General features: G+C 66.3%; 21 protein-coding genes. 15 read left to right on the top strand and 6 right to left on the bottom strand.

What is annotated here, in order from left to right; genetic code table 11:
* Positions 1–38: 38 nt before the first annotated feature.
* Positions 39–371, bottom strand: a complete 333-nt coding sequence (locus ACR9FL_RS09580) for a hypothetical protein (RefSeq protein WP_436355448.1) — start codon at positions 369–371, stop codon at positions 39–41.
* A gap of 110 nt (positions 372–481) precedes the next feature.
* Complete coding sequence (locus ACR9FL_RS09575) at positions 482–2512, bottom strand: transglycosylase SLT domain-containing protein (protein ID WP_436355447.1); 2031 nt, start codon at positions 2510–2512, stop codon at positions 482–484.
* A gap of 118 nt (positions 2513–2630) precedes the next feature.
* On the opposite strand from ACR9FL_RS09575, the gene dapA reads away from it, so the two are divergent.
* The 4 genes from dapA to prfB all read left to right on the top strand — a co-directional run bounded on the left by dapA (position 2631) and on the right by prfB (position 7716).
* The gene (gene dapA, locus ACR9FL_RS09570) at positions 2631–3515 is read left to right on the top strand and encodes a 4-hydroxy-tetrahydrodipicolinate synthase (protein WP_436355446.1); all 885 of its coding nucleotides are present in this window, start codon (positions 2631–2633) and stop codon (positions 3513–3515) included.
* The gene (smpB, locus tag ACR9FL_RS09565; RefSeq protein WP_436355445.1) at positions 3515–3982 is read left to right on the top strand and encodes an SsrA-binding protein SmpB; all 468 of its coding nucleotides are present in this window, start codon (positions 3515–3517) and stop codon (positions 3980–3982) included. The genes dapA and smpB overlap by 1 nt, the downstream gene beginning before the upstream one ends.
* Positions 3983–4085: 103 nt before the next feature.
* Positions 4086–6476, top strand: a complete 2391-nt coding sequence (locus ACR9FL_RS09560) for a penicillin-binding protein 1A (protein WP_296174158.1) — start codon at positions 4086–4088, stop codon at positions 6474–6476.
* Between the two features lie 123 nt (positions 6477–6599).
* Positions 6600–7716, top strand: a protein-coding gene (prfB, locus tag ACR9FL_RS09555) for a peptide chain release factor 2 (protein WP_296174094.1) whose coding sequence is annotated in 2 segments (ribosomal slippage) — positions 6600–6668 and positions 6670–7716 — 1116 coding nt in all. Because the reading frame shifts where the segments join, the coding sequence is not laid out codon by codon here.
* A gap of 50 nt (positions 7717–7766) precedes the next feature.
* Here the strand turns inward: prfB and ACR9FL_RS09550 are convergent.
* The 3 genes from ACR9FL_RS09550 to tyrS all read right to left on the bottom strand — a co-directional run bounded on the left by ACR9FL_RS09550 (position 7767) and on the right by tyrS (position 10184).
* Positions 7767–8333, bottom strand: coding sequence for a bactofilin family protein (locus ACR9FL_RS09550; protein ID WP_296174097.1), 567 nt, complete (start codon positions 8331–8333; stop codon positions 7767–7769).
* A 114-nt stretch (positions 8334–8447) separates the two neighbouring features.
* Positions 8448–8915, bottom strand: a complete 468-nt coding sequence (bcp, locus tag ACR9FL_RS09545) for a thioredoxin-dependent thiol peroxidase (protein WP_296174100.1) — start codon at positions 8913–8915, stop codon at positions 8448–8450.
* Between the two features lie 12 nt (positions 8916–8927).
* A complete protein-coding gene (gene tyrS, locus ACR9FL_RS09540) occupies positions 8928–10184 on the bottom strand; it encodes a tyrosine--tRNA ligase (RefSeq protein WP_436355444.1) in 1257 nt (418 codons plus the stop codon).
* Positions 10185–10367: 183 nt separating this feature from the next.
* Here tyrS and ACR9FL_RS09535 point away from each other — a divergent pair, with 183 nt between their 5' ends.
* The 4 genes from ACR9FL_RS09535 to ACR9FL_RS09520 all read left to right on the top strand — a co-directional run bounded on the left by ACR9FL_RS09535 (position 10368) and on the right by ACR9FL_RS09520 (position 14338).
* A complete protein-coding gene (locus ACR9FL_RS09535; RefSeq protein ID WP_436355443.1) occupies positions 10368–11507 on the top strand; it encodes an anhydro-N-acetylmuramic acid kinase in 1140 nt (379 codons plus the stop codon).
* Positions 11508–11512: 5 nt separating this feature from the next.
* Positions 11513–12463 (top strand): DMT family transporter, encoded by a 951-nt coding sequence (locus ACR9FL_RS09530; protein WP_436355442.1) that lies wholly within the window; start codon positions 11513–11515, stop codon positions 12461–12463.
* A gap of 161 nt (positions 12464–12624) precedes the next feature.
* Complete coding sequence (locus ACR9FL_RS09525) at positions 12625–13224, top strand: DUF6624 domain-containing protein (protein ID WP_436355441.1); 600 nt, start codon at positions 12625–12627, stop codon at positions 13222–13224.
* Positions 13225–13363: 139 nt separating this feature from the next.
* Complete coding sequence (locus tag ACR9FL_RS09520; RefSeq protein WP_436358138.1) at positions 13364–14338, top strand: TerC family protein; 975 nt, start codon at positions 13364–13366, stop codon at positions 14336–14338.
* Positions 14339–14345: 7 nt separating this feature from the next.
* Here ACR9FL_RS09520 and ACR9FL_RS09515 read toward each other — a convergent pair whose 3' ends face one another.
* Positions 14346–14996 carry an alpha/beta hydrolase gene (locus tag ACR9FL_RS09515; RefSeq protein ID WP_105564945.1) on the bottom strand — a complete coding sequence of 217 codons (651 nt, stop codon included), beginning with the start codon at positions 14994–14996 and terminating at the stop codon, positions 14346–14348.
* 161 nt (positions 14997–15157) lie between these two features.
* Between ACR9FL_RS09515 and ACR9FL_RS09510 the strand changes: the two genes are divergently transcribed.
* The 7 genes from ACR9FL_RS09510 to ACR9FL_RS09480 are packed head-to-tail and all read left to right on the top strand — an operon-like array spanning position 15158 to position 21663.
* Positions 15158–15628, top strand: coding sequence for an Rrf2 family transcriptional regulator (locus tag ACR9FL_RS09510; RefSeq protein WP_436355440.1), 471 nt, complete (start codon positions 15158–15160; stop codon positions 15626–15628).
* The gene (locus ACR9FL_RS09505) at positions 15625–16761 is read left to right on the top strand and encodes a cysteine desulfurase family protein (protein ID WP_436355439.1); all 1137 of its coding nucleotides are present in this window, start codon (positions 15625–15627) and stop codon (positions 16759–16761) included. The genes ACR9FL_RS09510 and ACR9FL_RS09505 overlap by 4 nt, the downstream gene beginning before the upstream one ends.
* A gap of 3 nt (positions 16762–16764) precedes the next feature.
* On the top strand, positions 16765–18231 hold the full coding sequence (gene sufB, locus ACR9FL_RS09500; RefSeq protein ID WP_436355438.1) for a Fe-S cluster assembly protein SufB: 1467 nt from the start codon (positions 16765–16767) through the stop codon (positions 18229–18231).
* Entirely contained in the window at positions 18231–18662 is a 432-nt protein-coding gene (locus ACR9FL_RS09495; RefSeq protein WP_436355437.1) for a hypothetical protein, read from the top strand. Before sufB ends, ACR9FL_RS09495 begins: the two co-directional genes overlap by 1 nt.
* On the top strand, positions 18663–19412 hold the full coding sequence (gene sufC, locus ACR9FL_RS09490; protein WP_436355436.1) for a Fe-S cluster assembly ATPase SufC: 750 nt from the start codon (positions 18663–18665) through the stop codon (positions 19410–19412).
* A complete protein-coding gene (sufD, locus tag ACR9FL_RS09485) occupies positions 19409–20431 on the top strand; it encodes a Fe-S cluster assembly protein SufD (protein ID WP_296174125.1) in 1023 nt (340 codons plus the stop codon). The genes sufC and sufD overlap by 4 nt, the downstream gene beginning before the upstream one ends.
* Positions 20410–21663, top strand: coding sequence for an aminotransferase class V-fold PLP-dependent enzyme (locus ACR9FL_RS09480; RefSeq protein WP_436355435.1), 1254 nt, complete (start codon positions 20410–20412; stop codon positions 21661–21663). Before sufD ends, ACR9FL_RS09480 begins: the two co-directional genes overlap by 22 nt.
* Positions 21664–21666 lie beyond the last annotated feature (3 nt).

Raw genomic sequence — 21666 nt, 5'->3', positions numbered from 1 at the left:
CCTCGGCGTAGAGGCCGCGACCCGCCAGGGCGTCCGCTTCAGCCAGAAGATCTCGAGCCGCCTGGGCGTTTGGCCGCCATTCGTCGGGGGGGGGGCGGCGGGACGGTCGGCTTGGCGCGTGGCGCGCGCAGACGCAGAATCTCGCGCACGATGGCGTACAGGATCAGACCCGCCAGCAGCGCCAGTCCGATCCAGAACACCCATTTGAGGGCAGGCCCTATCGCCTGCAGCAGATCCCCGAGCCAGCGAAACCATTCTGGGGGCGGCGGCGGGTCAAAACCAATGCGATCGAACTGAAACGAATCGTCTTTCAGCAGTCGATCATGCGCTTGCGCCAGAGCCTGGTCGGCCGCCGGATCTCTACCCTGCATCTAAAAAGCCGCCCCTCCTCGAACAGCCAAGGCATACTGGCCACAGGCCTTGAGTCAACGGCGGTTTTTCAAACTTCCCCGGTCACGGTTGGGGGATGATGCAGGGGCGTCTATGGTTGATAGGCGCGCGGGCCGCTGTTGGGCGGGGTGCCGCGCGCAAGGTCGGCCGAGGGCGTCAGCGGGGCCGAGCCGCCGTTGAGGCGGGCGCGATAGACCTGCATGTTTTCCATCACCCGCATCATGTAGTTGCGCGTCTCGGTGAAGGGCGCGCATTCGATGAAGTCGATGGGGTCGACCTGCTGGCTGCGCGGATCGCCGCAGCGGGCCACCCATTGGGGCGGGCGGGCCGGTCCGGCGTTGTAGCCGACGGTCGCCAGCAGGGGCGAACCGCCGAAGTTGTTGATCAGTTCGCCCAGGTGATAGCTGCCTAGGCGCATGTTGGCGTCCGGGTCCCAAAGTTGTTCGGCCGAGTAACCAATGCCCATGCGCCGGGCCACGCCCTGACCCGTGGCAGGCAGAAGCTGCATCATGCCGCGTGCGTCGGCGTGTGAACGGGCCAGGGGATCGAAGCTGGATTCCTGACGGGTGATGGCCAGGGTGAACTCCAGCGGCGCGGCGCCCGAGGTCTGGGGCGGCATGCGAACCGGATACATGCGCTCGGGCATGACGAAGCCGCGCTGGCTGGCGGCGCGGCCGACCATCATGGAGCCGAACTGGTCGCCGTAGCCCTGCATCAGGTCGAACAGCTGGGTCAGGTCGTAGGGCGATGGCAGGGTGTCGTCGAGGTGATAGGCGAAGACCCGCAGCAGCGTCTTTTCGCCCGCCGCGCCGAGGATGCGGGTGGCGCGCACAACTTCATTGCCCTCGAAGCGGTTGACGTCCTCGGGCGTGGGGGCGGGTTCGCCCGGCAGGGTCAGGGTAGTGATCCCGGCCTTTTCGGCGGCGAGTTGACCGTAGAAGGTCTGCCAGTGTTCGGCGCCCGCCTGATACCAGCGCTGGGCCCCCTGGCGGTCGCCGCGCGCCTCGGCGGCGCGGCCCAGCCAGTAGAGGGCGCGGCCCTGGGTGATCGGGGTCGAGGAAGAGTTGCGCAGGACCTCGAAGTGCTGGGCGGCGGCGGCCGGGTCGTTCAGCTTGGTCAGGGCGACCCAGCCGGCGAAGAATTCCGCGTCGACCTTGCGCTCGCCCGAGGGGAAGCCGTGGCCGTTCATGGCGGCGTAGGCGGCTCGCGGATTGCCCTGTTGCAGGGCGTCGAGGAAGTAGTTGCGGCGCTCGCTCCACAGGGTGTCCTGGCCCTCCTTGTGCGAGGGCGCGGCGGGCAGGGCGGACAGCAGGGGGAAGGCCTCGGACTGGCGACCGGCCGAGCGCAGCAGGCGCACCCGTTCCAGCACTACGGCCGGGTCGTTGGCGACGGCTGGGCTCAGGCCCGCGACGAGGGCGTCGGGCGAGTAGGCGGTGCGCAGGGCCATGGCGGCGTTGGCGATGGCCTGACGGTCGGCGGGGACCATGTAGACCATGGCGCGGGTGGCCGGGCCGTGCGGGCCGAGCAGCAGCATGTTCAGACGCGTGACGTGGTCGTCGGCGTTCAGCCATCCGCCCCAGCGGTTGGCGATGACGGACTGCTGGGCTTCTTCGAACGAACGGGTGCGCCACCAGTCGCGGATCAGGGCCTGAGCCTCGCCGCGTTGGCCCTTTTGTTCGAGCGCGCCGGCCAGGGCGATGGCGCCGTCGGCGGTCGTGGGAGCTGAGCCGTTGAAGAAGGCGATGACCGTGTCGGGCGAGGCGTTGGCCAGGTTCAGCGCGCGCTCGCCCGCCGCCCGGCGCGAATCACCACGCGGCCAGTTGGCGAGATCGGTCTGGGCGCGCGCCAGATCGGTGTAGGAAAGCTGCTTGTCGGAGGTATCGACCAGGGCCCACTCGACCAGCTTCTTCGCCGTGGGGTCGGAAATGCGGCTCATGATCGACTGCGTGCCGATCACGTCGCGGGCGCGAGCTGACGCCAGGCCTTGCTGGAACAGGGCCATGTCCTGACCGCTGATGACGCCATTCTGACTGGAGGAATAGGCCACGGGCGTGCTGTTCAGCACGTCCTGGGTCGGCGGAGTCAGAATCGCCAGGGCGGCGGCCACGGTCGTCGCGATCATCAGATGTCCGATCCTCATTCATCACTGGTTGCGGCCGAGCGGCGAGCAACCTACGCTCCCTGCCTCTTCAAAAGGGCGGCCTATGCCGTCCGAAACACCGCGCAGGTAACTTGTTTCAATGACCGCCCCCTTGTTCAAGGGCGTGATCACCGCCTTGATCACACCTCTTCGTGACGGAAACGTGGACGAAGGGGCATTCGAAAAACTCCTGGAACGCCAGATCGCCGCAGGCGTCCATGGCGTGGTGCCGGTCGGCACGACGGGGGAAAGCGCCACCCTGAGAATGGACGAGCACAAGCGCGTCATTGAACAGTGCGTTCAGATCGCTGCGGGCCGCGTGCGCGTGATCGCCGGCGCCGGCTCTAACGCCACGCATGAGGCCATTGAGCTGTCGGCCTACGCCAAGGAGGTCGGCGCCGATGCGACCTTGGTGGTGACGCCCTATTACAACAAGCCCTCGCAGGAGGGCATGATCGCCCACTTCGAGGCGATCTCCGACGCCGTTCAGATCCCCATGCTGCTCTACAACGTGCCGAGCCGCTGCGGCGTCGATCTGTCGAACGAGGCTGTCGCGCACCTGGCGAACAATCCAAACATCGTCGGCATCAAGGACGCCACCAGCGACATCTCGCGGGTCAGTTGGATGCGCAGCCATATCAATGGCCCGTTCGACCTGATCAGCGGCGATGACGCTACCTGGCTGGGCTATGCCGCGACCGGCGGCGTGGGCGTGATCTCGGTCACCTCCAACGTCGCGCCGGAGGCCATGGTCGCCATGTATGATGCGGTCGCGGCTGGCGACTACGCCACGGCGCGGGCCTGGCAGGACCGTCTGATCGGTCTGCACAAGGCCCTGTTCCTCGACAACTCGCCGTCGCCGGCCAAGTACGCCCTCGCCAGGCTGGGCCTGTGCAGCGAGGAGGTTCGCCTGCCGTTGTCCCTGACCCGTGAGGCCGCGAAGCCCGCCATCGATCAAGCCATGGCGGAAGCCGGGGTCGTCTGATGGCCGCCGACGCGCCCAAGAAGGTGATCGCCGAGAATCGGCGCGCGCGCTTCGACTACTTCCTCGAGGACTATATAGAGGCCGGGATTCAGTTGCTTGGCACCGAGATCAAGGCCCTGCGCGACGGTCGGGCCAATATCGCCGAAAGCTATGCGGCGGTGGAAGGGCGGGAAATCGTCCTGATCAACGCAGACATCCCGCCCTACAAGCAGGCCAACCGCTTCAACCACGAACCGCGCCGTCACCGGAAGCTTCTGCTGCACCGCAAGCAGATCGACAAGCTGATCGGCGCCGTCCAGCGCGACGGGCGGACCATCATTCCGGTGCGCCTGTACCTGAACGAAAAGGGCAAGGCCAAGCTCGAGATCGCCCTGGCCAAGGGCAAGAAGCTGCACGACAAGCGCGAGGCCTCGGCCGAACGCGATTGGCAGCGCGACAAGGCCCGGCTGCTGCGCGACAAGGGCTGAGTTTGCGGTTCCGCTTTGCGGCGCGGCCGACGCGCGATAAACGACAATTCCTGGGGCGCGTCATGCGGAGTTCACGGTGAAGATAGCCGAACGCTGGTTCGTGATGGCGGGCGTCGCCTTGCTGGGCGGCATCGCCGTGGCCGGGCTGGTCGTGGCCATCTATGCGGCCTGGGTCCTGCACGACATGCCGGATGCGTCGGAACTGGCGGACTACCGTCCGGCGACGGCCACGCGCGTCTTCGCCGGCGACGGCACCCTGATCGGCGAGTTCTCGGACGAGCGGCGCATCTACGTCACCTATGATCAGGTGCCGGAGCAGGTGATCCACGCCTTCCTGGCCGCCGAGGACAGCCACTTCTTCCAGCATGGCGGCATCGACGTGTCCGGCATCGGCCGGGCCATGTTTAAGAACGTCTTCAACGTCGTGTCAGGACGGCGGCTTGAGGGTGGTTCGACCATCACCCAGCAGGTGGCCAAGAATGTCCTGCTGACCAACGAATCCAGCCTGAACCGCAAGCTGAAGGAAGCCATCCTCTCTAGCCGTCTGGAAGCGACGCTGACGAAGGAACAGATCCTCGAACTGTACCTGAACGAGATCTACCTGGGCTATCGCTCCTATGGCGTGGCTTCGGCGGCCTACAACTATTTCGGCAAGTCGCTGAACCAGCTGACGCCGGATGAGGCGGCCTTCCTGGCGGCCCTGCCCAAGGGCCCGAACAACTATAATCCCAAGCGCCACCCCGAGGCCGCCAAGGGCCGCCGTGACTGGGTTCTGGGCGAGATGGCCGACAACAAATGGCTGTCGAAGGAAGATCTGGCGACGGCCCTGGCTCGTCCGCTGAACACCCGCGCCGCGCCGCGTCGCGCCGAATACGCCGACGCCGACTTCTTCGTCGAGGAGGCTCGTCGCCGCGCCATCGGCCTGTTCGGGCAGGAAGAGGTCAATCGCGGCGGCTACTACATGCGCACGACGCTGGACCCCAAGCTGCAGTCAGCCGCGCGCGACGCCCTGATGAATGGCTTGGAGCGCTATGACCGCCGCCACGGCTGGCGCGGGGCCTGGGGCACGACCGACTTCGCTGAAGGCTGGCAGGCCGATGCGCTCAAGAAGAATACTCCGCCCGAGCGCCGCACCTGGCAGGCCGCCGCCGTCGAAAGTGTTGTCGGCAACAATGTCCGCATTCGCACGGCGCGCGACAATCGCACGGGTTCGCTGATCGTTTCAGACGCTGCCTGGGCCAACGCCAATCGTCAGTTGAAGCGGGGAGATCTGATCTTCGTCGAGCCCCAAGGCGGGCAGTTCGCGCTGAAACAGGTGCCGGCCGTGAACGGCGCTCTGGTGGCTATCGAGCCGCAATCGGGCCGCGTCCTGGCGATGGTCGGCGGCTATTCCTATGCCCTGTCCAGCTTCAACCGCGCCACCCAGGCCGAACGCCAACCCGGCTCTGCTTACAAGCCTTTCGTTTATGCGGCGGCGCTCGAGGGCGACTTCAACCCTACCAGCATCGTGCTGGATGCGCCGATCAGCTTCGCCGGTGGGGCCAATGGCGGGCGTTGGACGCCTGAGAACTACAGCCGTCAGTACTACGGGCCACAGAGCCTGCGTCGTGGGTTGGAGTTGTCGCGCAACGTCATGACCGTCCGTCTGGCCCAGGCCGTGGGCATGAAGAACATCGTCGAACTGTCCAAGAAGATGGGCGTGGCTGATGACATGCAGCCCAATCTGTCCGTGTCCTTGGGGGCAGGGGAGACCACGCCTTATCGTTTGACCGCAGCCTACGCCGCCTTCGTCAACGGCGGCCGTCGCGTCGATCCTTACTTGATCGAGATGGTTCAGGATCGAAACGGCCAGACGATCCACCGCGCCGACCGTCGCCAGTGCCGTGATTGCGGCCGGGGCTTCAGCGGTCAGGAATCGCCGCGTCTCCAGGATCGCGGGACCCAGGTCATCGACCCGATCACCGCCTATCAGATCAGCTCCATGCTGGAAGGTGTGATTCAGCGCGGCACCGGCGCAGGCGCGCGTAGTCTGGGCCGGTGGGTCGGCGGCAAGACCGGCACGACCAATGAATACCGCTCGGCCTGGTTCGTCGGCTTCTCCAGCGACATTGTGGTCGGCGTCTTCGTCGGCTTCGATGACAACCGCTCGCTGGGCGGCGGCGAGGCCGGGGCGGCGACTGCCGTGCCGATCTTCACCGACTTCATGCAGGTTGCGCTGAAGGAACGTCCGGCACGACCCTTCGTCCGGCCCAAGAACGCCGTCTTCCGCACGGTCAACGGGATCGAGGAGGCCTTCCGCCCCGGCACCGAGCGCCAGATCCGCGAAGAAGCGCCGCGTCCTGTCCAGCCGGAAGGGCCGCAGAACTACTACGACGTGGTCCGTCGCGAGCAGGAGGCCGCCAAGGGACCGGCGCCGTCCAGCGCCGCGCCGGCGCCTGTCGCACCGCCTCCGCCCAAGAAGGAACCCGCCGAGGACTTGAGCGGGCTCTACTGAGGCTCTAGTTAGACCAACCAACCGGCGCGCCTGTTCGCAGGCGCGCCGTTTTTCATCTTGCTTTCCCTATTGGTCCGCACGCGGCCCTGCTTGAGGGAAGGCGTTGTTTCGCAGGAGTTTGCGATGAGACCGGATGTCGAGGCCATGAAGGCCGACATCGAGCAGAGCGTCGCTCTGCTCAGGAGGCGTCTTTGACTGGGATGTCTCGCTTAGAAAACTGGATGAGTTGAACGCTCGGGTCGAAGATCCGACCCTTTGGGACAATCCTGAACAGGCCCAGGCCGTCAGCCGTGATCGTTCGCGCCTGGAAGGTCAGATCAACAGCGTTCGAGCGCTGGAAACCGATCTGGACGACGGCGTCATGCTGGCCGAGATGGCCGACGAGGAGGGCGACGAAGCCACCCTTGAGGAAGCCCGCGAACAACTTCGCGGCGTCAAGGATCGCGCCGCCCGGGCCGAACTGGAAGCCTTGCTGTCCGGCGAAGCCGACGGCAACGACGCCTATCTGGAAGTGAACTCCGGCGCCGGCGGCACCGAGTCCAACGACTGGGCCGGCATGCTGCTGCGCATGTATTCGCGCTGGGCCAAGGCCCACGGCTATGAGGTGACGGTCGAGGCCCACGAAGAGGGCGAACAGGCGGGGGTCAAGTCGGCCACCATTCTGATCGAAGGCCCTAACGCCTATGGCTGGCTGAAGTCGGAATCGGGCGTGCACCGTCTGGTTCGTATCAGTCCCTATGACGCGGCGGCCAAGCGCCACACCAGCTTCGCCTCCATCGGGGTGTCGCCGGTCGTCGACGATACGATCGAGATCGACATCAACCCGTCCGACGTGCGCACCGACACCTATCGCGCGTCCGGTGCAGGTGGTCAGCACATCAACAAGACGGACTCGGCCGTGCGTCTGACCCACGTTCCGACCAATACGGTCGTGGCCTGTCAGGCAGGGCGATCTCAGCACCAGAACCGCGATATGGCGTGGAAGATGCTGCGGGCGCGTCTGTACGAACTGGAACTGCAGAAGCGCGAAGCGGCGGCGCAAGCCCTGGCTGACGCAAAGACCGACATCGGCTGGGGTCACCAGATCCGATCCTACGTCCTGCAGCCCTATCAGATGGTCAAGGACCTGCGCACCGAGGTCGAGACCTCGGACACGCAAGGGGTTCTGGACGGTGATCTGGACAAGTTCATGGGCGCGGCCCTGGCGGCCCGGGTCGGCGAGACCCGAGACGGGAACTAAAAAAGGGGCGGCCTGCGGGCCGCCCCTTTTCATTTGTCCGTTACGCCGGATCAGGCGGCGGGCTTGGCCTCGACCTTGTCGGTCTTGGCATTGGCGGCTGCGGGCTTTTCGGCCGGCGCGGGCGTGTCCAGCATGTTGGCACCGGGCGTATCGCGCTTGGCCTGGGTGCAGCGGCCCTGGAACCAGGCGCCTTGTTCGATCGACAGCTGTTCCTGGGTGATGTCGCCCTCGATGCGGGCGGTGGCGAACAGCTTGACCTGCTTGGCGACGATGGCGCCCGAGACGCGACCGCGCACGTCCAGAACGTCAGCGTGGACCGTGCCCTCGACCGAGCCGCCTTCACCGATGGTGACACGCACCACGCGGATGTCGCCCTTCAGCGAACCATCGACCTGAAGCTCGCCGGCCCCCGAGATATTGCCTTCGTATTTCACGCCGGCCGACAGGGTCGACAGGCTGGACGAACGCGAGGCAGCGGCGGGTCGCGACGGCTCAGGCGCGCGCGGCGCGGCGCTGGGTGCTGCCGACGGCGTGGCGGCGGGCGTCGGTTCCGGTGCAGGGGGAATCCCCATGCCGCTGGATGGGCCGTTGTCGAAGGGTTTGCTCTTGTTGAACATGGTGCTCTCCGCATCTCGCCAGCAAGGCCGGCCTAATCCTACTGTTGCCCCTTGGACGGCAGTTAGGGGCAGGTCGGCGACAGAGGCAAGCTTGGCCTCAGAGCATTCGGCGGATCAAAGTGATTGGGCCGCTTCCAGCACCTGTTCGGCGTGTCCCTTGACCTTGACGCTGCGCCAGACGCGGCGAACCAGGCCCGCGCCGTCGATCAGGAAGGTGGCGCGTTCGACGCCCATGTATTCCCGGCCATAGAGCTTCTTCATCACCCAGACGCCGTAGGCCTCGCAGACCACGCCGTCCTCGTCCGAGCCCAGAACGATCTTGAGATCATGCTTGGCCTTGAAGCGATCCAGCTTCTTCACCGCATCGCGAGAGACGCCAATGACGACGGCGTCAGCGGCGGCGAACTGATCGGCCAGGGCCGAGAAGTCCAGCCCCTCGGTCGTGCAGCCCGGGGTGTCGGCCTTGGGGTAGAAGTAGAGGACGACCGACTGGCCCTTCAGCCCGTCCAGCGTGACGCGGCCGTCGCCATCGGTGGCGAGATCGAACGCGGGGGCGGCCTGGCCTTCGGTGATGTCGGTCATCCTCTTTGCTCCTTAGACCGGCCGAACCAGGACGATTTTCTTCTTGCCGGCGGCGAGTTTCAGCACGCCGTCGGCATTGACGTCCGAAGCTTCGATCAGGCGCGCGCCGTCAGCGATGGCTTCGTCGTTCAGACGTAGGCCGCCGCCTTGAGCCAGGCGACGGGCCTCGCCGTTGGAAGCGCTGAGACCGGCCTTGGTCAGGACGGCGGCGATCATGGCGCCGATCACCTCGTCGCGCGGCAGTTCGACGGTCGGCAGGTCAGCAGACAGCTGACCCTTTTCGAAGGCGGCCTCGGCGGCGGCGCGGGCCGCCAGGGCGGCGTCCGAACCGTGCAGCATGGAGGTCGCGGCGTCGGCCAGGGCCTTCTTGGCTTCGTTGATGCCAGCGCCTTCCATGGCCTCAAACAGCGCGATCTGGTCCAGCGGCAGGTCGGTGAACAGACGCATGAAACGGCCGACGTCGGCGTCCTCGGCGTTGCGCCAGAACTGCCAGTAGTCATAGGGGCTAAGCTGCTCGGCGTTTAGCCAGACGGCGCCTTGGGCCGTCTTGCCCATCTTGCCGCCCGAGGCCGTGGTCAGCAGCGGGGTGGTCAGTCCGAAGGAGGCCTTCTGGTCCACACGACGCACCAGATCGACGCCCGAGGTGATGTTGCCCCACTGGTCCGAGCCGCCCATCTGCAGCGTCACGTTCAGCGAGCGGTTCAGCTCCAGGAAGTCCACCGACTGCATCAGCATGTAGTTGAACTCGAGGAAGGTCATCGGCTGCTCGCGCTCAAGGCGCAGCTTGACCGAGTCGAAGCTCAGCATCCGGTTGACGGTGAAATGGGTGCCGTAGTCGCGCAGGAACTCGACGTAGCCGAACTTGGACAGCCATTCGTCATTGTCGACCATGACGGCGTCGGACGGGCCGTCGCCGAAGGTCAGAAACTTCTCGAACACGGTCTTGATCGAGGCGATGTTGGCCTGGATCGTCTCGTCGGTCAGTTGCGGGCGCGAGGCGTCCTTGCCGGTCGGGTCGCCGACCTTGGTGGTGCCGCCGCCCATCAGGACGACAGGCTTGTGCCCGGCCTGCTGCAGGCGGCGCAGCATCATGATCTGGATCAGGCTGCCGACGTGCAGGCTGGGCGCCGTGGCGTCGAAGCCGATGTAGGCCGTCACGATCCCGTTCGAGGCGGCGTCGTCCAGCTCCACCGGGTGGGTCACCTGGTGGATATAGCCGCGCGATTGCAGGGTCTTGAGAAAGTCGGACTTGAAGGCTTGGTCGGTCATGGACGGCTCCGTAGCAGGGATGCCGGCGGCCGTCTTCCTTGTCGGGAAGTCGCGCCGCCAGCGAAGGCGGCACGAGATCGCGGCCGCTCGCTAGCTCAGCGAACGGTAATACAGGCCGGAAATGGCGCGGGCGGCGATCATGGGCGCTAGCTACGGCGTGCGCGACGTGGCAGTCAACCCGCCATGACGATCTCCTCGACAAAGACCCTCCGCGTGCTCGGTTTCATGACCGGCACCTCGCTCGACGCCGTGGATATGGCGGTGATCGAAACCGACGGCGAGAACATCATCAGCTTCGGCCCGGCCGGCGAGATGAAGCTGGACGCCGAGACGCGCGCCATCGTCGAGGACGCCATCGAGGACGCCCTGGACTGGGAGCGTGACGAGGAGGAACCCGACAGCTTCGAGGACGCCCGCATGGCGGTGGCCGACGCCCATCTGGCGGCGGCGCTCAGCTTCATGGCGGTGAACGGGGTCAAGGCCAGCGGGCTGGATCTGGTCGGCGTGCATGGTCAGACCGTGCTGCACGAGGCGCCGACGCCGGACCTGCCGGGCCGGACGGTGCAACTGATCGACGCCCTCAGCGTGGCCGAGGGCCTGGGCGTGCGCACCGTCTATGATTTCCGCAGCGCCGATGTGGCGGCGGGCGGGCAGGGGGCGCCGCTGGCCCCAGTCTATCACGCGGCCCTGGTGAAGAAGGCGGGCCTCAGCGGGCCGGTCGCGGTGCTGAACCTGGGCGGGGTGGGGAACATCACCCTGATCCGCGCCGACGGCGGGCTGGAGGCCTTCGACACCGGCCCCGCCAACGGCATGGTCGATCTGCTGGTCCAGTCGCGCGGCAAGAAGCGCATGGACGAGGGCGGCAAACTGGCGGCGGCGGGGACGGTCGATCAGGCTGTGCTGGCGGCCTATCTGGCCCACCCCTATTTCGCGGCGACGGGGCCGAAGTCGCTGGACCGCTTTGACTTTTCTCTGGACCCGGTCGCAGGCCTGTCGCTGGAGGACGCGGCGGCGACGCTGACGGCCTTTGCGGCCGAGGCTGTGGCCCTGGGCGTGGCGCGCTGCTCCGAGAGGCCGACGAAGGTGGTGGCCTGCGGCGGCGGGCGACATAATCCGGTCCTGCTGGCGGCGATCCGCGAGCGCGTTGGCGCGCCGGTGACGACTGCCGAGGATGAAGGCTGGCGTGGCGACTCGATCGAGGCCGAGGCCTTCGCCTTCCTGGCCGCGCGGTGCCTGCTGGGGCTGCCGATCAGCTTTCCCGGCACGACCGGCGTGCTCGAACCCATGAACGGCGGCCGTATCGTGGAACCTGGCGAAGCGTGAGCCTGATGCAGTCCCAGCGCTTCTGGGGCGTCGCCAGCGGCATGGCGGCGGGCGCCCTGTGGGGGCTGGTCTTCCTGGCGCCCAAGGTCGCGCCCGAGGCCTCGCCGATGATGCTGACGGCGGGGCGCTATCTCGCCTACGGCCTGATCGCGGCCCTGCTGATCGCGCCGCGTTGGCGACGAGTGACGGCGGCGCTGGATTTCAAGGCGTGGCGGGCGTTGGCCTGGCTGAGCCTGGCCGGCAACATCGTCTATTTCGTCTTCCTGGTGGTCAGCGTCCATTTCGCGGGCGTCGGGGCCTCGGCCCTGATCGTCGGCATGGTGCCGGTCGTGGTCGCCCTGTGGGGCTTGAAGGACAAGGCGTCGCCGCCGCTGGCGCGCGTGGCGCCGCCCATCGCGGTCGCGGCCCTGGCGGTCGGCCTGATCGGTTGGGAATCGCTTAGCAAGGGCAGTGGGGCGGGCCATGACGGGGTGCAGACCCTGATCGGCCTGGCCTGTGCGCTGGCGGCCCTGCTGTCCTGGTCGGCCTTCGCGGTCGGCAACAGCCGCTGGATGGGGCGTTTGCCAGATGTCTCGCCGCATGACTGGTCGCTGCTGACCGGCGTGGTCACGGGCGGGTTCGCCCTGCTGCTGGCCGTCCCAGCCGTTCTGACCATGGGCGTATGGTCCGGTGAGGCCTGGGTGCGGTTCCTAGGCGTCAGCCTGGGCGTCGCCGTCTTCGCCTCCATCATCGGCAACGCCTTCTGGAACCAGGCCAGCCGCCTGCTGCCCCTGACCATGCTGGGTCAGATGATCGTGTCAGAAACCCTGTTCGCCTTCCTCTACGGCTTCCTGTGGGAGGGGCGCGGGCCGACGGTCATCGAGATCACAGCCATGATCCTGATGGTGGTCAGCGTCGTCTGGTGCGTGCGCGCCCACCGCCCGTCGGCGCTTGCCGCAGCAGAGGGCGATCACTGATAGGCCAAAATTCGGCCATCAGAAGCGGGCGCTATCTCCAGACTAGGGAGGGGTAGATGATCGCATTGATATTGGCGTTGGCCTTGTCTGGTTCACAGGACCAGCAGGCGAAAACGGACGCGAACAGACCTGAGGACCCCGCAACCGCCCTGATTGAGGCGGTGAGCGGAGCTATTGATGCCGAAAAGGCGCGCCAGGCGGCCTTGGCGCCCGCGGTCACTGATCGCGAGAAATTAGAGCGGATGGGGCTGCTGGATCAGGTGGGGCGGCGCGCTTCGATCTCGGTCGATGTCAGCGCTCTGCCGGAGGAAGAACGCAAGGCGGCTGAAGCGGCGGCCTGGGCGCCCATTGAGACTCTCGACCGGGCGCATCTGGCCGAGTTGCTCGCCATGCTGCCGCCCGAAGGCTGGTTCCTGGAAAGCGTCTATGGCGAGCGGGCGGCCAGCGCGGCCTTCTTGATCGTCCAGCATTCCGACCTCGAACAATGGCGGCGCTTCGTGCCTGTGCTGGAGCCCCTGGTCGCGGCTGGCGAGGTCGATGGGCAGAGGTACGGCCTGATGTACGACCGTCTGGCGATCAACGAGAACCGGCCTCAGCGCTACGGCACCCAGATGACGTGCAAGGAAGGCCGCTGGGCCATCGATCATGACAACCTGGAAGACCCGGCCAATGCGGACAAGCGACGGGCCGAAATGGGGTTTCGTCAGACATTGTCGGAGTATGAAGCCAACTTCGCCCATTATCCGCCTTGCACGCCCTGACGCGAGCCGGGTGAACATCCTCGCACGTGTCGCGTTGATCCATCAGCGGACCGGGCCCCTCTGGCGATCTTGGTCGTGATGTCGGTCCGCGCCGGTCGTCCGTTCGGGCGTCGGCGGCGTGAACGGTCCAGAGGCGGTGATGGAGTTCCTGACGGTCGAATGGATGGGCAAGCCCGCCTGGATGTGGGCGGGCTTTCTGGTGGTTGTGGTCGCCTTGCTGGCCTTCGACCTGGGGGTTCTGCACCGTAAGGCGCACGAGATCGGGGTGCGGGAAAGTCTGCTGCTGTCGGGCTTCTATATCGCCGTAGCCTTGCTGTTCGGGGTCTGGGTCTGGGTACGGCTGGGAACGGACAGCGGCCTCGACTACCTGACCGGCTTCGCCATCGAGAAGAGCCTGGCGATGGACAATGTCTTCGTCATCGCCATGATTTTCAGCGCCTTCGGCATTCCGCGCCTGCATCAGCACCGCGTGCTGTTCTGGGGCGTGCTGGGGGTCATCGTGCTGAGGGCGGTGATGATCGCGGCGGGGGCGGCCCTGGTCAGCCGCTATGAGTGGGCGCTCTATCTCTTCGCCGCCTTTCTGATCTTCACCGGGGGGCGGATGATGGCGACCAGTCCCAAGGAGGATGCGGCGGCGGGGCGCGGCGTGATGAACTGGCTGATCCGGCGGGTGCCGGTCACGGACCAGTTGCACGGGGCGCGATTCTTCGTGCGCGAGGATGAGGCGGGGCGATGGGTGTGGCGCGCCACGCCGCTGTTCCTGGCCTTGGTGACGATCGAGTTCGCGGACGTGATCTTCGCGGTGGATTCGGTGCCGGCGATCTTCGCCATCACGACGGATCCCTACATCGTCTATACGTCCAACATCTTCGCCATTCTGGGCTTGAGGGCGCTCTATTTCGCCCTGGCGGCGGTGATCCACCGCTTCGCCTATCTGAAGCAGGCCTTGGCCATCCTGCTGGTCTTTATCGGGGTGAAGGTCATCGCCGCGCCGCTGATGGGGCTGGAGAAGTTTCCGCCGGCGATCTCGCTCGGCGTGACGGCCGCCATCCTGGCCGCGGGCGTTCTGTGGTCGATGTGGAAGACCCGGGCCGAAACCCGGGTCGACACATGAGGCCCGATCAGGCCGGCTTTTCTTCCAGACGCTTGTCCAGATAGGCGCCGACGCGACGCTCGACCGCGCCGATGTGGTCCTGCCAGAAGTGACTCGCACCTTCTTCCAGTTCGTAGTCGATGACGATGCCTTTTTGCGTGCGCAGCTTGTTGACCACGCGCTCGACCTCGACCGGCGGCACCACTGTGTCGGCCGTGCCGTGCAGGAACAGGCCCGAGGCCGGGCAGGGGGCCAGGAAGCTGAAGTCGTACATGTTCGAGGGCGGCGACACCGAGATGAAGCCGTCCGTCTCGGGGCGGCGCATCAGAAGCTGCATGCCGATATAGGCGCCGAACTGATAGCCGGCGACCCAGGTCTGGGTGGCGGCGGGGTTGTTGGCCTGCAGCCAGTCCAGGGCGGTAGCCGCGTCGGCCAGTTCGCCTATGCCGCTGTCGAACTCGCCCTGCGACTTGCCGACGCCGCGCGAGTTGTAGCGCAGGGTGGCGAAGCCGCGCTGGACGAACAACTGGTGCAGGGTCACCGCCACCGGGTTGTTCATATGCCCGCCCGCCTTGGGGTGCGGGTGCAGGATCAGGGCGATCGGCGCATTGGGGCGCTTGCCGGGCGAATAGCGGCCTTCGATGCGGCCCGAGGCGCCGGGAAGAATGACTTCAGGCATGGATCAGCGGAATCCTGTCTTCAACTGTCGTTTCGCGGGCGGACAATACTTGACCAACGCAGTAGGACTTTCTAAGTCCGCTCGGCGTGGCGCACTTGTCTGCGAGGGCGCGGGTTCTAACACATGAGCCCCGAAAAGCGTGAAATTTTTGAGGGCTTTCTATGCGCCTGTCGACAAAGGGACGATACGCCGTGATGGCGATGGCCGATCTGGCGCGCAATGGCGCTGACCGGGCAGTGTCTCTGGCCGAGATCGCGACGCGTCAGGAGATCTCCCTCAGCTATCTGGAGCAGTTGTTCGCGCGTCTGCGCAAGAGCGGTCTGGTCAAGAGCGTGCGCGGCCCCGGCGGCGGCTATCGTCTGGCGCGTGAAGCCTGTGAAACCGCCGTGGCTGAGATCGTCCTGGCGGTGGATGAGCCCATTCGCGCCACCCGCTGCGTCGGCGCCGGATCGCCCAAGGGCTGCATGATCAAGGGCGAACGCTGCATCACCCATCATCTGTGGGAAGACCTGGGTCAGGAAATCCATCGCTATCTCGCCAGCGTCAGCCTGGAAGACGTGATCCAGAACCGCACCGGTCAGGCCCGCATGGGCGCGGCTCCGGCCGCCGTAGGCATGGAGGCGGCGGCATGAGCGTCTATCTGGATTACAACGCCTCAGGCCTGGTGCGTCCTGAGGTTCAGGAGATCATGGCCAAGGCCCTGGCCGACAACGGCAATCCGTCGGCGGTCCACGCCGCCGGCCGCCGGGCGCGGGCGCGCGTCGAGACGGCGCGGGCCCAGGTGGCCGAACTGGTCGGGGCGGACCCGACCGCCGTGGTCTTTTCGTCGGGCGGCACGGAATCCAACGCCCAGGCTATCGTCAGCGCGTTGGCTGCGGGGTGTGAGCGGCTGATCGTCGGCGCGACCGAACATCCTTGCGTGGCCGAGGCGGCGACGGCCTCGGGGGCGCCGGTCGAGGTCCTGCCGGTCGACGTGAACGGCGTGGTCGATCTGGTCTGGCTCGCCGAGGCGCTGACGCGGCCGGGCCGGGCCGTGGTTGCCATCCATCATGCGAACAATGAAAGCGGCGTGATCCAGCCCATCAACGAGGCGGCGGCTCTTGTGCGCGCGGCGGGCGGCTGGCTGCACGTCGACGCCATCCAGTCGGCGGGCAAGATCCCCGTCGACATGCGGACGCTGGACGCAGACAGCCTGACCCTGTCGGCGCACAAGCTGGGCGGACCGCAGGGCGTGGGCGCCCTGGTGCTCAAGGAGGGCGTCGCCGCCGTACGTATCCTGCATGGCGCGGGACAGGAACGCGGTCTGCGCGCCGGTACCGAGAACGTGCCAGGCATCACCGGGTTTGGAGCCGCGGCGGATTGCGCCGCGCGCGATATGGACGCCGCCATGGCGCACGTCGCCTGGCGCGACGCCGCCGAGGCCAAGGTCCGGGCGGCAGGCGCGACCATCATCGGCGGCGACGTCGAACGTTTGCCTAATACCCTTTTCATGGGCGTCGAAGGCTGGGACAGCCCGCAGCAACTGATCACACTGGATCTGGCCGGGGTGATGGTCTCGGCCGGCTCGGCCTGTTCGTCGGGCAAGGTCAAGCCGTCCAAGACGATCAGCGCCATGGGCCTGGATCATCTGGCGACCGGAGGCGTGCGCGTCTCGGGCGGCTGGGGCACCACGCAGGGCGACTGGGATCGGTTCGCCGAGGCCTGGGTCACGGCCTGGAACAAGCATAAGGCGCGCCTGTCCGAGCGCGTGAAGGAAGTCGCGTAAGTCATGGCTGCTGTTAAGGAAACCGTCGAAGCTGTCGCCGCCCTGGAAAAGTATGCGCACGGCTTCACCTCGGACATCGAGCAGGAGTTCGCGCCCAAGGGCTTGAGCGCCGACATCGTCCGCTTCATTTCCGAGAAGAAGGGCGAGCCGGAGTGGATGCTGGAGTGGCGCCTGGCTGCTTATGAGCGCTGGCTGGCGATGGAAGAGCCGACCTGGGCGGCGGTCCGTTACGAGCCCGTCGACTATCAGGACCTCTACTACTACGCCGCGCCGAAGCAGAAGGAGGGACCGAAGTCGCTGGACGAGGTCGATCCCGAGATTCTGGAGGTCTACAAGAAGCTGGGCATCCCGCTGAAGGAGCAGGAGGTTCTGGCCGGCGTGCAGGGCGCGCCCAAGGTGGCCGTGGACGCCGTGTTCGACAGCGTCTCGGTCGTGACCACCTTCAAGGAGGAACTGGCCAAGGTCGGCGTGATTTTCATGCCGATTTCCGAGGCCTTGCGCGAATATCCTGATCTGGTGCGGCAATATCTCGGCTCGGTCGTGCCGGTGTCGGACAACTATTTCGCGGCCCTGAACAGCGCGGTCTTTTCCGACGGGTCCTTCGTCTACATCCCGCCGGGCGTGAAATGCCCGATGGAGCTGTCGACCTATTTCCGCATCAACGCCAGCCAGACCGGCCAGTTCGAGCGCACCCTGATCATCGCCGACAAGGGCTCTTACGTTTCCTATCTGGAAGGCTGCACCGCGCCGATGCGCGACGAGAACCAGCTGCACGCGGCGGTCGTAGAGATCGTGGCCCTGGACGACGCCGAGGTGAAATACTCGACGGTGCAGAACTGGTATCCTGGCGACGCTGAAGGCAAGGGCGGCATCTACAACTTCGTCACCAAGCGCGCTGACTGCCGCGGCGACCGCTCGAAGGTCAGCTGGACCCAGGTCGAGACCGGCTCGGCCGTCACCTGGAAATACCCGTCCTGCATCCTGAAGGGCGAGGAAAGCTCGGGCGAGTTCTATTCGATCGCCATCACCAACGGGCATCAGCAAGCCGACACCGGCACCAAGATGATCCACCTGGGCAAGAACTCGAAGTCGCGGATCATCGCCAAGGCGGTGTCGGCGGGCAAGTCGGACTCGACCTATCGCGGCCTGGTCTCGGTGCACCCCAAGGCGACGGGCGTACGCAACTTCACCCAGTGCGACAGCCTGCTGATCGGCAAGGAGTGCGGCTCGCACACCATCCCCTATATCGAGGCCCGCAACGGCTCGGCCCAATTGGAGCACGAGGCGACGACGACCCGCCTGTCGGAAGACCAGCTCTTCTACGCCCAGCAGCGCGGCCTGTCGGAGGAAGAGGCTGTGGCCTTGCTGGTCAACGGCTTCGTCCGCGACGTCATGCAGAAGCTGCCGATGGAGTTCGCCGTCGAGGCGCAGAAGTTGGTGGCGATCAGCCTTGAGGGGAGCGTGGGGTGATGTCCGGTTGGCTCCCTTCTTCTCCAAAGATTCGGGACAGCCGACTGCCGCAGTTCGGTCAGCCGCCGTATGAATGGCAGCCAAGCCGGACCGTCGAGGTGACCTACGGCCTCCTCCCGGAGGACGAGGATGAGTATCGGGAGTTCAAGCGCCGAGCCGATCAGCCTGTCGCTTGGAAGGAACCGTCCGCGTACGTCGCCGGTCCGAACGAACCTAGTTGTGAGAAGCTGAACAGCGAGGCTGATTTCTGGTGGTGGGCGAGGGTGGACGAAGAGCTTTGGATTCTCACCGAGGGAATCTGGGCTTATTTCCCTGATCCGCTTCCTTACGGCCTGAACATCAAGACGGCTTCACAGCCTAATTTCCGCTACCTCGGCCATTTCGGGCTTTTGCCCGACCATTGGCAGAACATTCCACAAAGGCGTGCGTAAGTGCTCTCGATCAACAACCTCCACGTCTCGGTCGCTGACAAGCCGATCCTCAAGGGCCTGACGCTCGAAGTGCCGGCGGGCGAAGTCCATGCCGTCATGGGGCCGAACGGGGCCGGCAAGTCGACGATGGGCTACAGCCTGTCGGGGCGTCCCGGCTATGAGGTCACGGACGGCTCCGCCTCGTGGAACGGTCAGGACCTGCTGGGTCTGGACCCCGCCGAGCGCGCGGCGGCGGGCGTCTTTCTGTCCTTCCAGTATCCGATGGAGATCCCCGGCGTGCCGGCCATGACCTTCATCCGCACGGCGCTGAACGCCCAGAAGCGCGCGCGCGGCGAGGAGGAGGTCTCGGCCCCCGCCTTCCTGAAGCAGGTCAAGGCGGCGTCGCAGGCGCTGAAGATGGACTTCGACATGCTGAAGCGGCCGCTGAACGTCGGCTTCTCGGGCGGTGAGAAGAAGCGGATGGAAATCCTGCAGATGGCCCTGCTGGAGCCGTCGCTGCTGATCCTGGACGAGACGGACTCCGGCCTCGACATCGACGCCCTGCGTATCGTGTCGGAAGGCGTGAACGCCCTGCGCCGCGCGGACCGCTCCATGCTGGTCATCACCCACTATCAGCGCCTGCTGGACTACATCAAACCGGACAAGGTGCACGTGCTGGCCGCCGGCCGCATCGTCGCCTCGGGCGGGCCTGAACTGGCGCTGGAGCTGGAGGCGGAAGGGTACGACAAGTTCCTGCCGACCGCGGCATGAGCGCAGCGCCGCAAATCGACCTGACCAACGCCGAGACCTTTCCCTCGCGGCGCACGGAAGCGTGGAAATACAGCGACCTGAAGCGCTGGCTTCGCGAAGCGCCTGAACCGTCCGGCACCGCGCTGGTCGGGGCACCGGGGCCGTTCTACGACCTGGGCGGAGAGGCCATCGTCTTCGCCAACGGCCGCCCGGTCGGGGTCACCGACTTCATCGCCTCGGGCGTGCAGACCCTGCGTCTGCGCTTCCTGTCGGATGCGGTCGGCACCGGCCATACGGCGGCGGCGCGCATCGTCGCTCGACCGGGCGCGAAGTTGCTGCTGCTGGAGACGCACCAGGGCAAGGGCTCGGCCTATGTGGCTCACAACAAGGTCGAGATCGACGTCGCCCGCGACGCCGAGGTCACGCGCATCGTCCTGATCGAGGAGCCCGAGGACGCCATTTCGGTGACGAACGCCGAGGTGCGGCTGGAGGCCGGCGGTCGCTATCGCCAGACCATCGTCACGACCGGCGCCAAGCTGCAGCGCATCGAGACGCAGTTGAGCCACGGGGCCGAGGGCGCCGACGCGCGTCTGGACGGCCTCTATCTGCTGAAGGGTTCGCGCCACGCCGACCTGACGACTGTGGTGGATCACCTGGCCGCCGACGGCACGACCAGCCAACTGACCAAGGGCGTCGTCCACGACACCGCGCGCGGCGTGTTTCAGGGCAAGATCATCGTCGAGCGCGGGGCCGACGGCACCGACGCCCGCATGGCCCACAACGCCCTGATCGCGTCCGAGCGCGGCGAGGTCGACGCCAAGCCGGAACTGATCATCTATGCCGACGACGTGCAGTGCGCCCACGGCAATACGGTTGGGACGCTGGACGAAAGCGCGCTCTTCTATATGCAGCAGCGCGGCATTCCGGCCGACGAGGCCCGCGCCCTGCTGGTCCAGGCCTTCCTGTTCGAGGTCGTCGACCGCATCGAGGACGAGGCCGCCAAGGAGGTTGTGCGCGCATGGCTGACGGCCAGACTCTGAAGGGCGTGTCTGTGAGAACCTTTGATCCCTACGCCGCGCGGGCGCAGTTCCCGATCCTGTCGCGACAGGTGAACGGCAAGCCTCTGGTCTATCTGGACAACGCCGCCTCGGCGCAGAAGCCGCGCGCGGTGATTGACGCCCTGGTGGCCTGCATGGAGGGCAGCTACGCCAACGTCCACCGCGGTCTGCACACCCTGTCGAACGAAGCGACCGAGGCGTTCGAGGCGGCGCGCGAGATCGTCGCCCGCTTCCTGAACGCGCCCTCGGCTGAGAACATCGTCTGGACCAAGGGCGGGACCGAGGCGATCAACCTGGTCGCCAACGGGATTGGCCTGTCGATCGAACCGGGCGACGAGATCATCGTCACCGAGATGGAGCACCATTCCAACATCGTGCCCTGGCACCTGCTGCGTGAGCGCAAGGGCGCGGTGCTGAAGTGGGCGCCGATCAGGGACGATGGATCGCTGGACATGGAAGCCTTCGCCGCGCTGCTGGGGCCGAGGACCAGGGTCGTCGCCGTCACCCACATGTCCAACGTCCTGGGCACCATCAACCCGATCGCCGAGATCACGCGTATGGCCCATGCCGCAGGGGCGCGGGTGCTGGTCGACGGTTGTCAGGGCGCGGTTCACGCCACGCCGGACGTTCAGGCGGTCGGCTGCGACTGGTATGTGATCACCGGCCACAAGCTCTATGGCCCGACCGGCGTCGGCGCCCTCTACGGCACGACCGAGGCTCTGGAGAGTCTGCCGCCCTATCAGGGCGGGGGCGAGATGATCCAGACGGTCGAGAAAGACCGGATTACCTATGCGGCGCCGCCGCATCGGTTCGAGGCCGGGACGCCGCCGATCCTGGAGGCCATTGGTCTGGGCGCGGCGCTGGAATGGCTGGCGGGTTTCGACCGTCAGGCCGTGGCCGCGCACGAGATGGCTCTCTACGACCACGCTCGCGCACGGCTGGCCGACGCCGACTGGCTGCGGGTTCTGGGCGAGGCTGAGGGCAAGGGTGCGCTGCTGACCTTTTCGGTCGAGGGCGCCCACGCCCATGACGTGGCCCAGATCATGGACCGTTACGGCGTGGCCGTTCGGGCTGGCCTGCACTGCGCTGAACCGCTGGCGAAAAGACTGGGCGTGACCTCGAGCACGCGCGCCTCCTTCGCCCTATATAACACCGTGGAGGATACAGACGCCTTCGTGGATGCGCTGATCAAGGCGCGGAAATTCTTCGTGTGATGA

Source organism: Brevundimonas sp. CEF1, assembly GCF_051353055.1.
Taxonomy (GTDB): domain Bacteria; phylum Pseudomonadota; class Alphaproteobacteria; order Caulobacterales; family Caulobacteraceae; genus Brevundimonas.
This window is presented reverse-complemented; position numbering and strand designations above follow the sequence as displayed.

Coding starts and splice junctions, on each gene's coding strand:
- ACR9FL_RS09515 (WP_105564945.1), bottom strand. CDS start 14,996: ATGCCTGAAGTCATTCTTCCCGGCGCCTCGGGCCGCATCGAAGGCCGC.
- ACR9FL_RS09510 (WP_436355440.1), top strand. CDS start 15,158: ATGCGCCTGTCGACAAAGGGACGATACGCCGTGATGGCGATGGCCGAT.
- dapA (WP_436355446.1), top strand. CDS start 2,631: ATGACCGCCCCCTTGTTCAAGGGCGTGATCACCGCCTTGATCACACCT.
- ACR9FL_RS09520 (WP_436358138.1), top strand. CDS start 13,364: ATGGAGTTCCTGACGGTCGAATGGATGGGCAAGCCCGCCTGGATGTGG.
- ACR9FL_RS09550 (WP_296174097.1), bottom strand. CDS start 8,333: ATGTTCAACAAGAGCAAACCCTTCGACAACGGCCCATCCAGCGGCATG.
- smpB (WP_436355445.1), top strand. CDS start 3,515: ATGGCCGCCGACGCGCCCAAGAAGGTGATCGCCGAGAATCGGCGCGCG.
- ACR9FL_RS09575 (WP_436355447.1), bottom strand. CDS start 2,512: ATGATCGCGACGACCGTGGCCGCCGCCCTGGCGATTCTGACTCCGCCG.
- ACR9FL_RS09580 (WP_436355448.1), bottom strand. CDS start 371: ATGCAGGGTAGAGATCCGGCGGCCGACCAGGCTCTGGCGCAAGCGCAT.
- ACR9FL_RS09560 (WP_296174158.1), top strand. CDS start 4,086: ATGGCGGGCGTCGCCTTGCTGGGCGGCATCGCCGTGGCCGGGCTGGTC.
- ACR9FL_RS09480 (WP_436355435.1), top strand. CDS start 20,410: ATGGCTGACGGCCAGACTCTGAAGGGCGTGTCTGTGAGAACCTTTGAT.
- ACR9FL_RS09535 (WP_436355443.1), top strand. CDS start 10,368: ATGACGATCTCCTCGACAAAGACCCTCCGCGTGCTCGGTTTCATGACC.
- sufD (WP_296174125.1), top strand. CDS start 19,409: ATGAGCGCAGCGCCGCAAATCGACCTGACCAACGCCGAGACCTTTCCC.
- ACR9FL_RS09505 (WP_436355439.1), top strand. CDS start 15,625: ATGAGCGTCTATCTGGATTACAACGCCTCAGGCCTGGTGCGTCCTGAG.
- sufB (WP_436355438.1), top strand. CDS start 16,765: ATGGCTGCTGTTAAGGAAACCGTCGAAGCTGTCGCCGCCCTGGAAAAG.
- bcp (WP_296174100.1), bottom strand. CDS start 8,915: ATGACCGACATCACCGAAGGCCAGGCCGCCCCCGCGTTCGATCTCGCC.
- ACR9FL_RS09495 (WP_436355437.1), top strand. CDS start 18,231: ATGTCCGGTTGGCTCCCTTCTTCTCCAAAGATTCGGGACAGCCGACTG.
- tyrS (WP_436355444.1), bottom strand. CDS start 10,184: ATGACCGACCAAGCCTTCAAGTCCGACTTTCTCAAGACCCTGCAATCG.
- ACR9FL_RS09530 (WP_436355442.1), top strand. CDS start 11,513: ATGCAGTCCCAGCGCTTCTGGGGCGTCGCCAGCGGCATGGCGGCGGGC.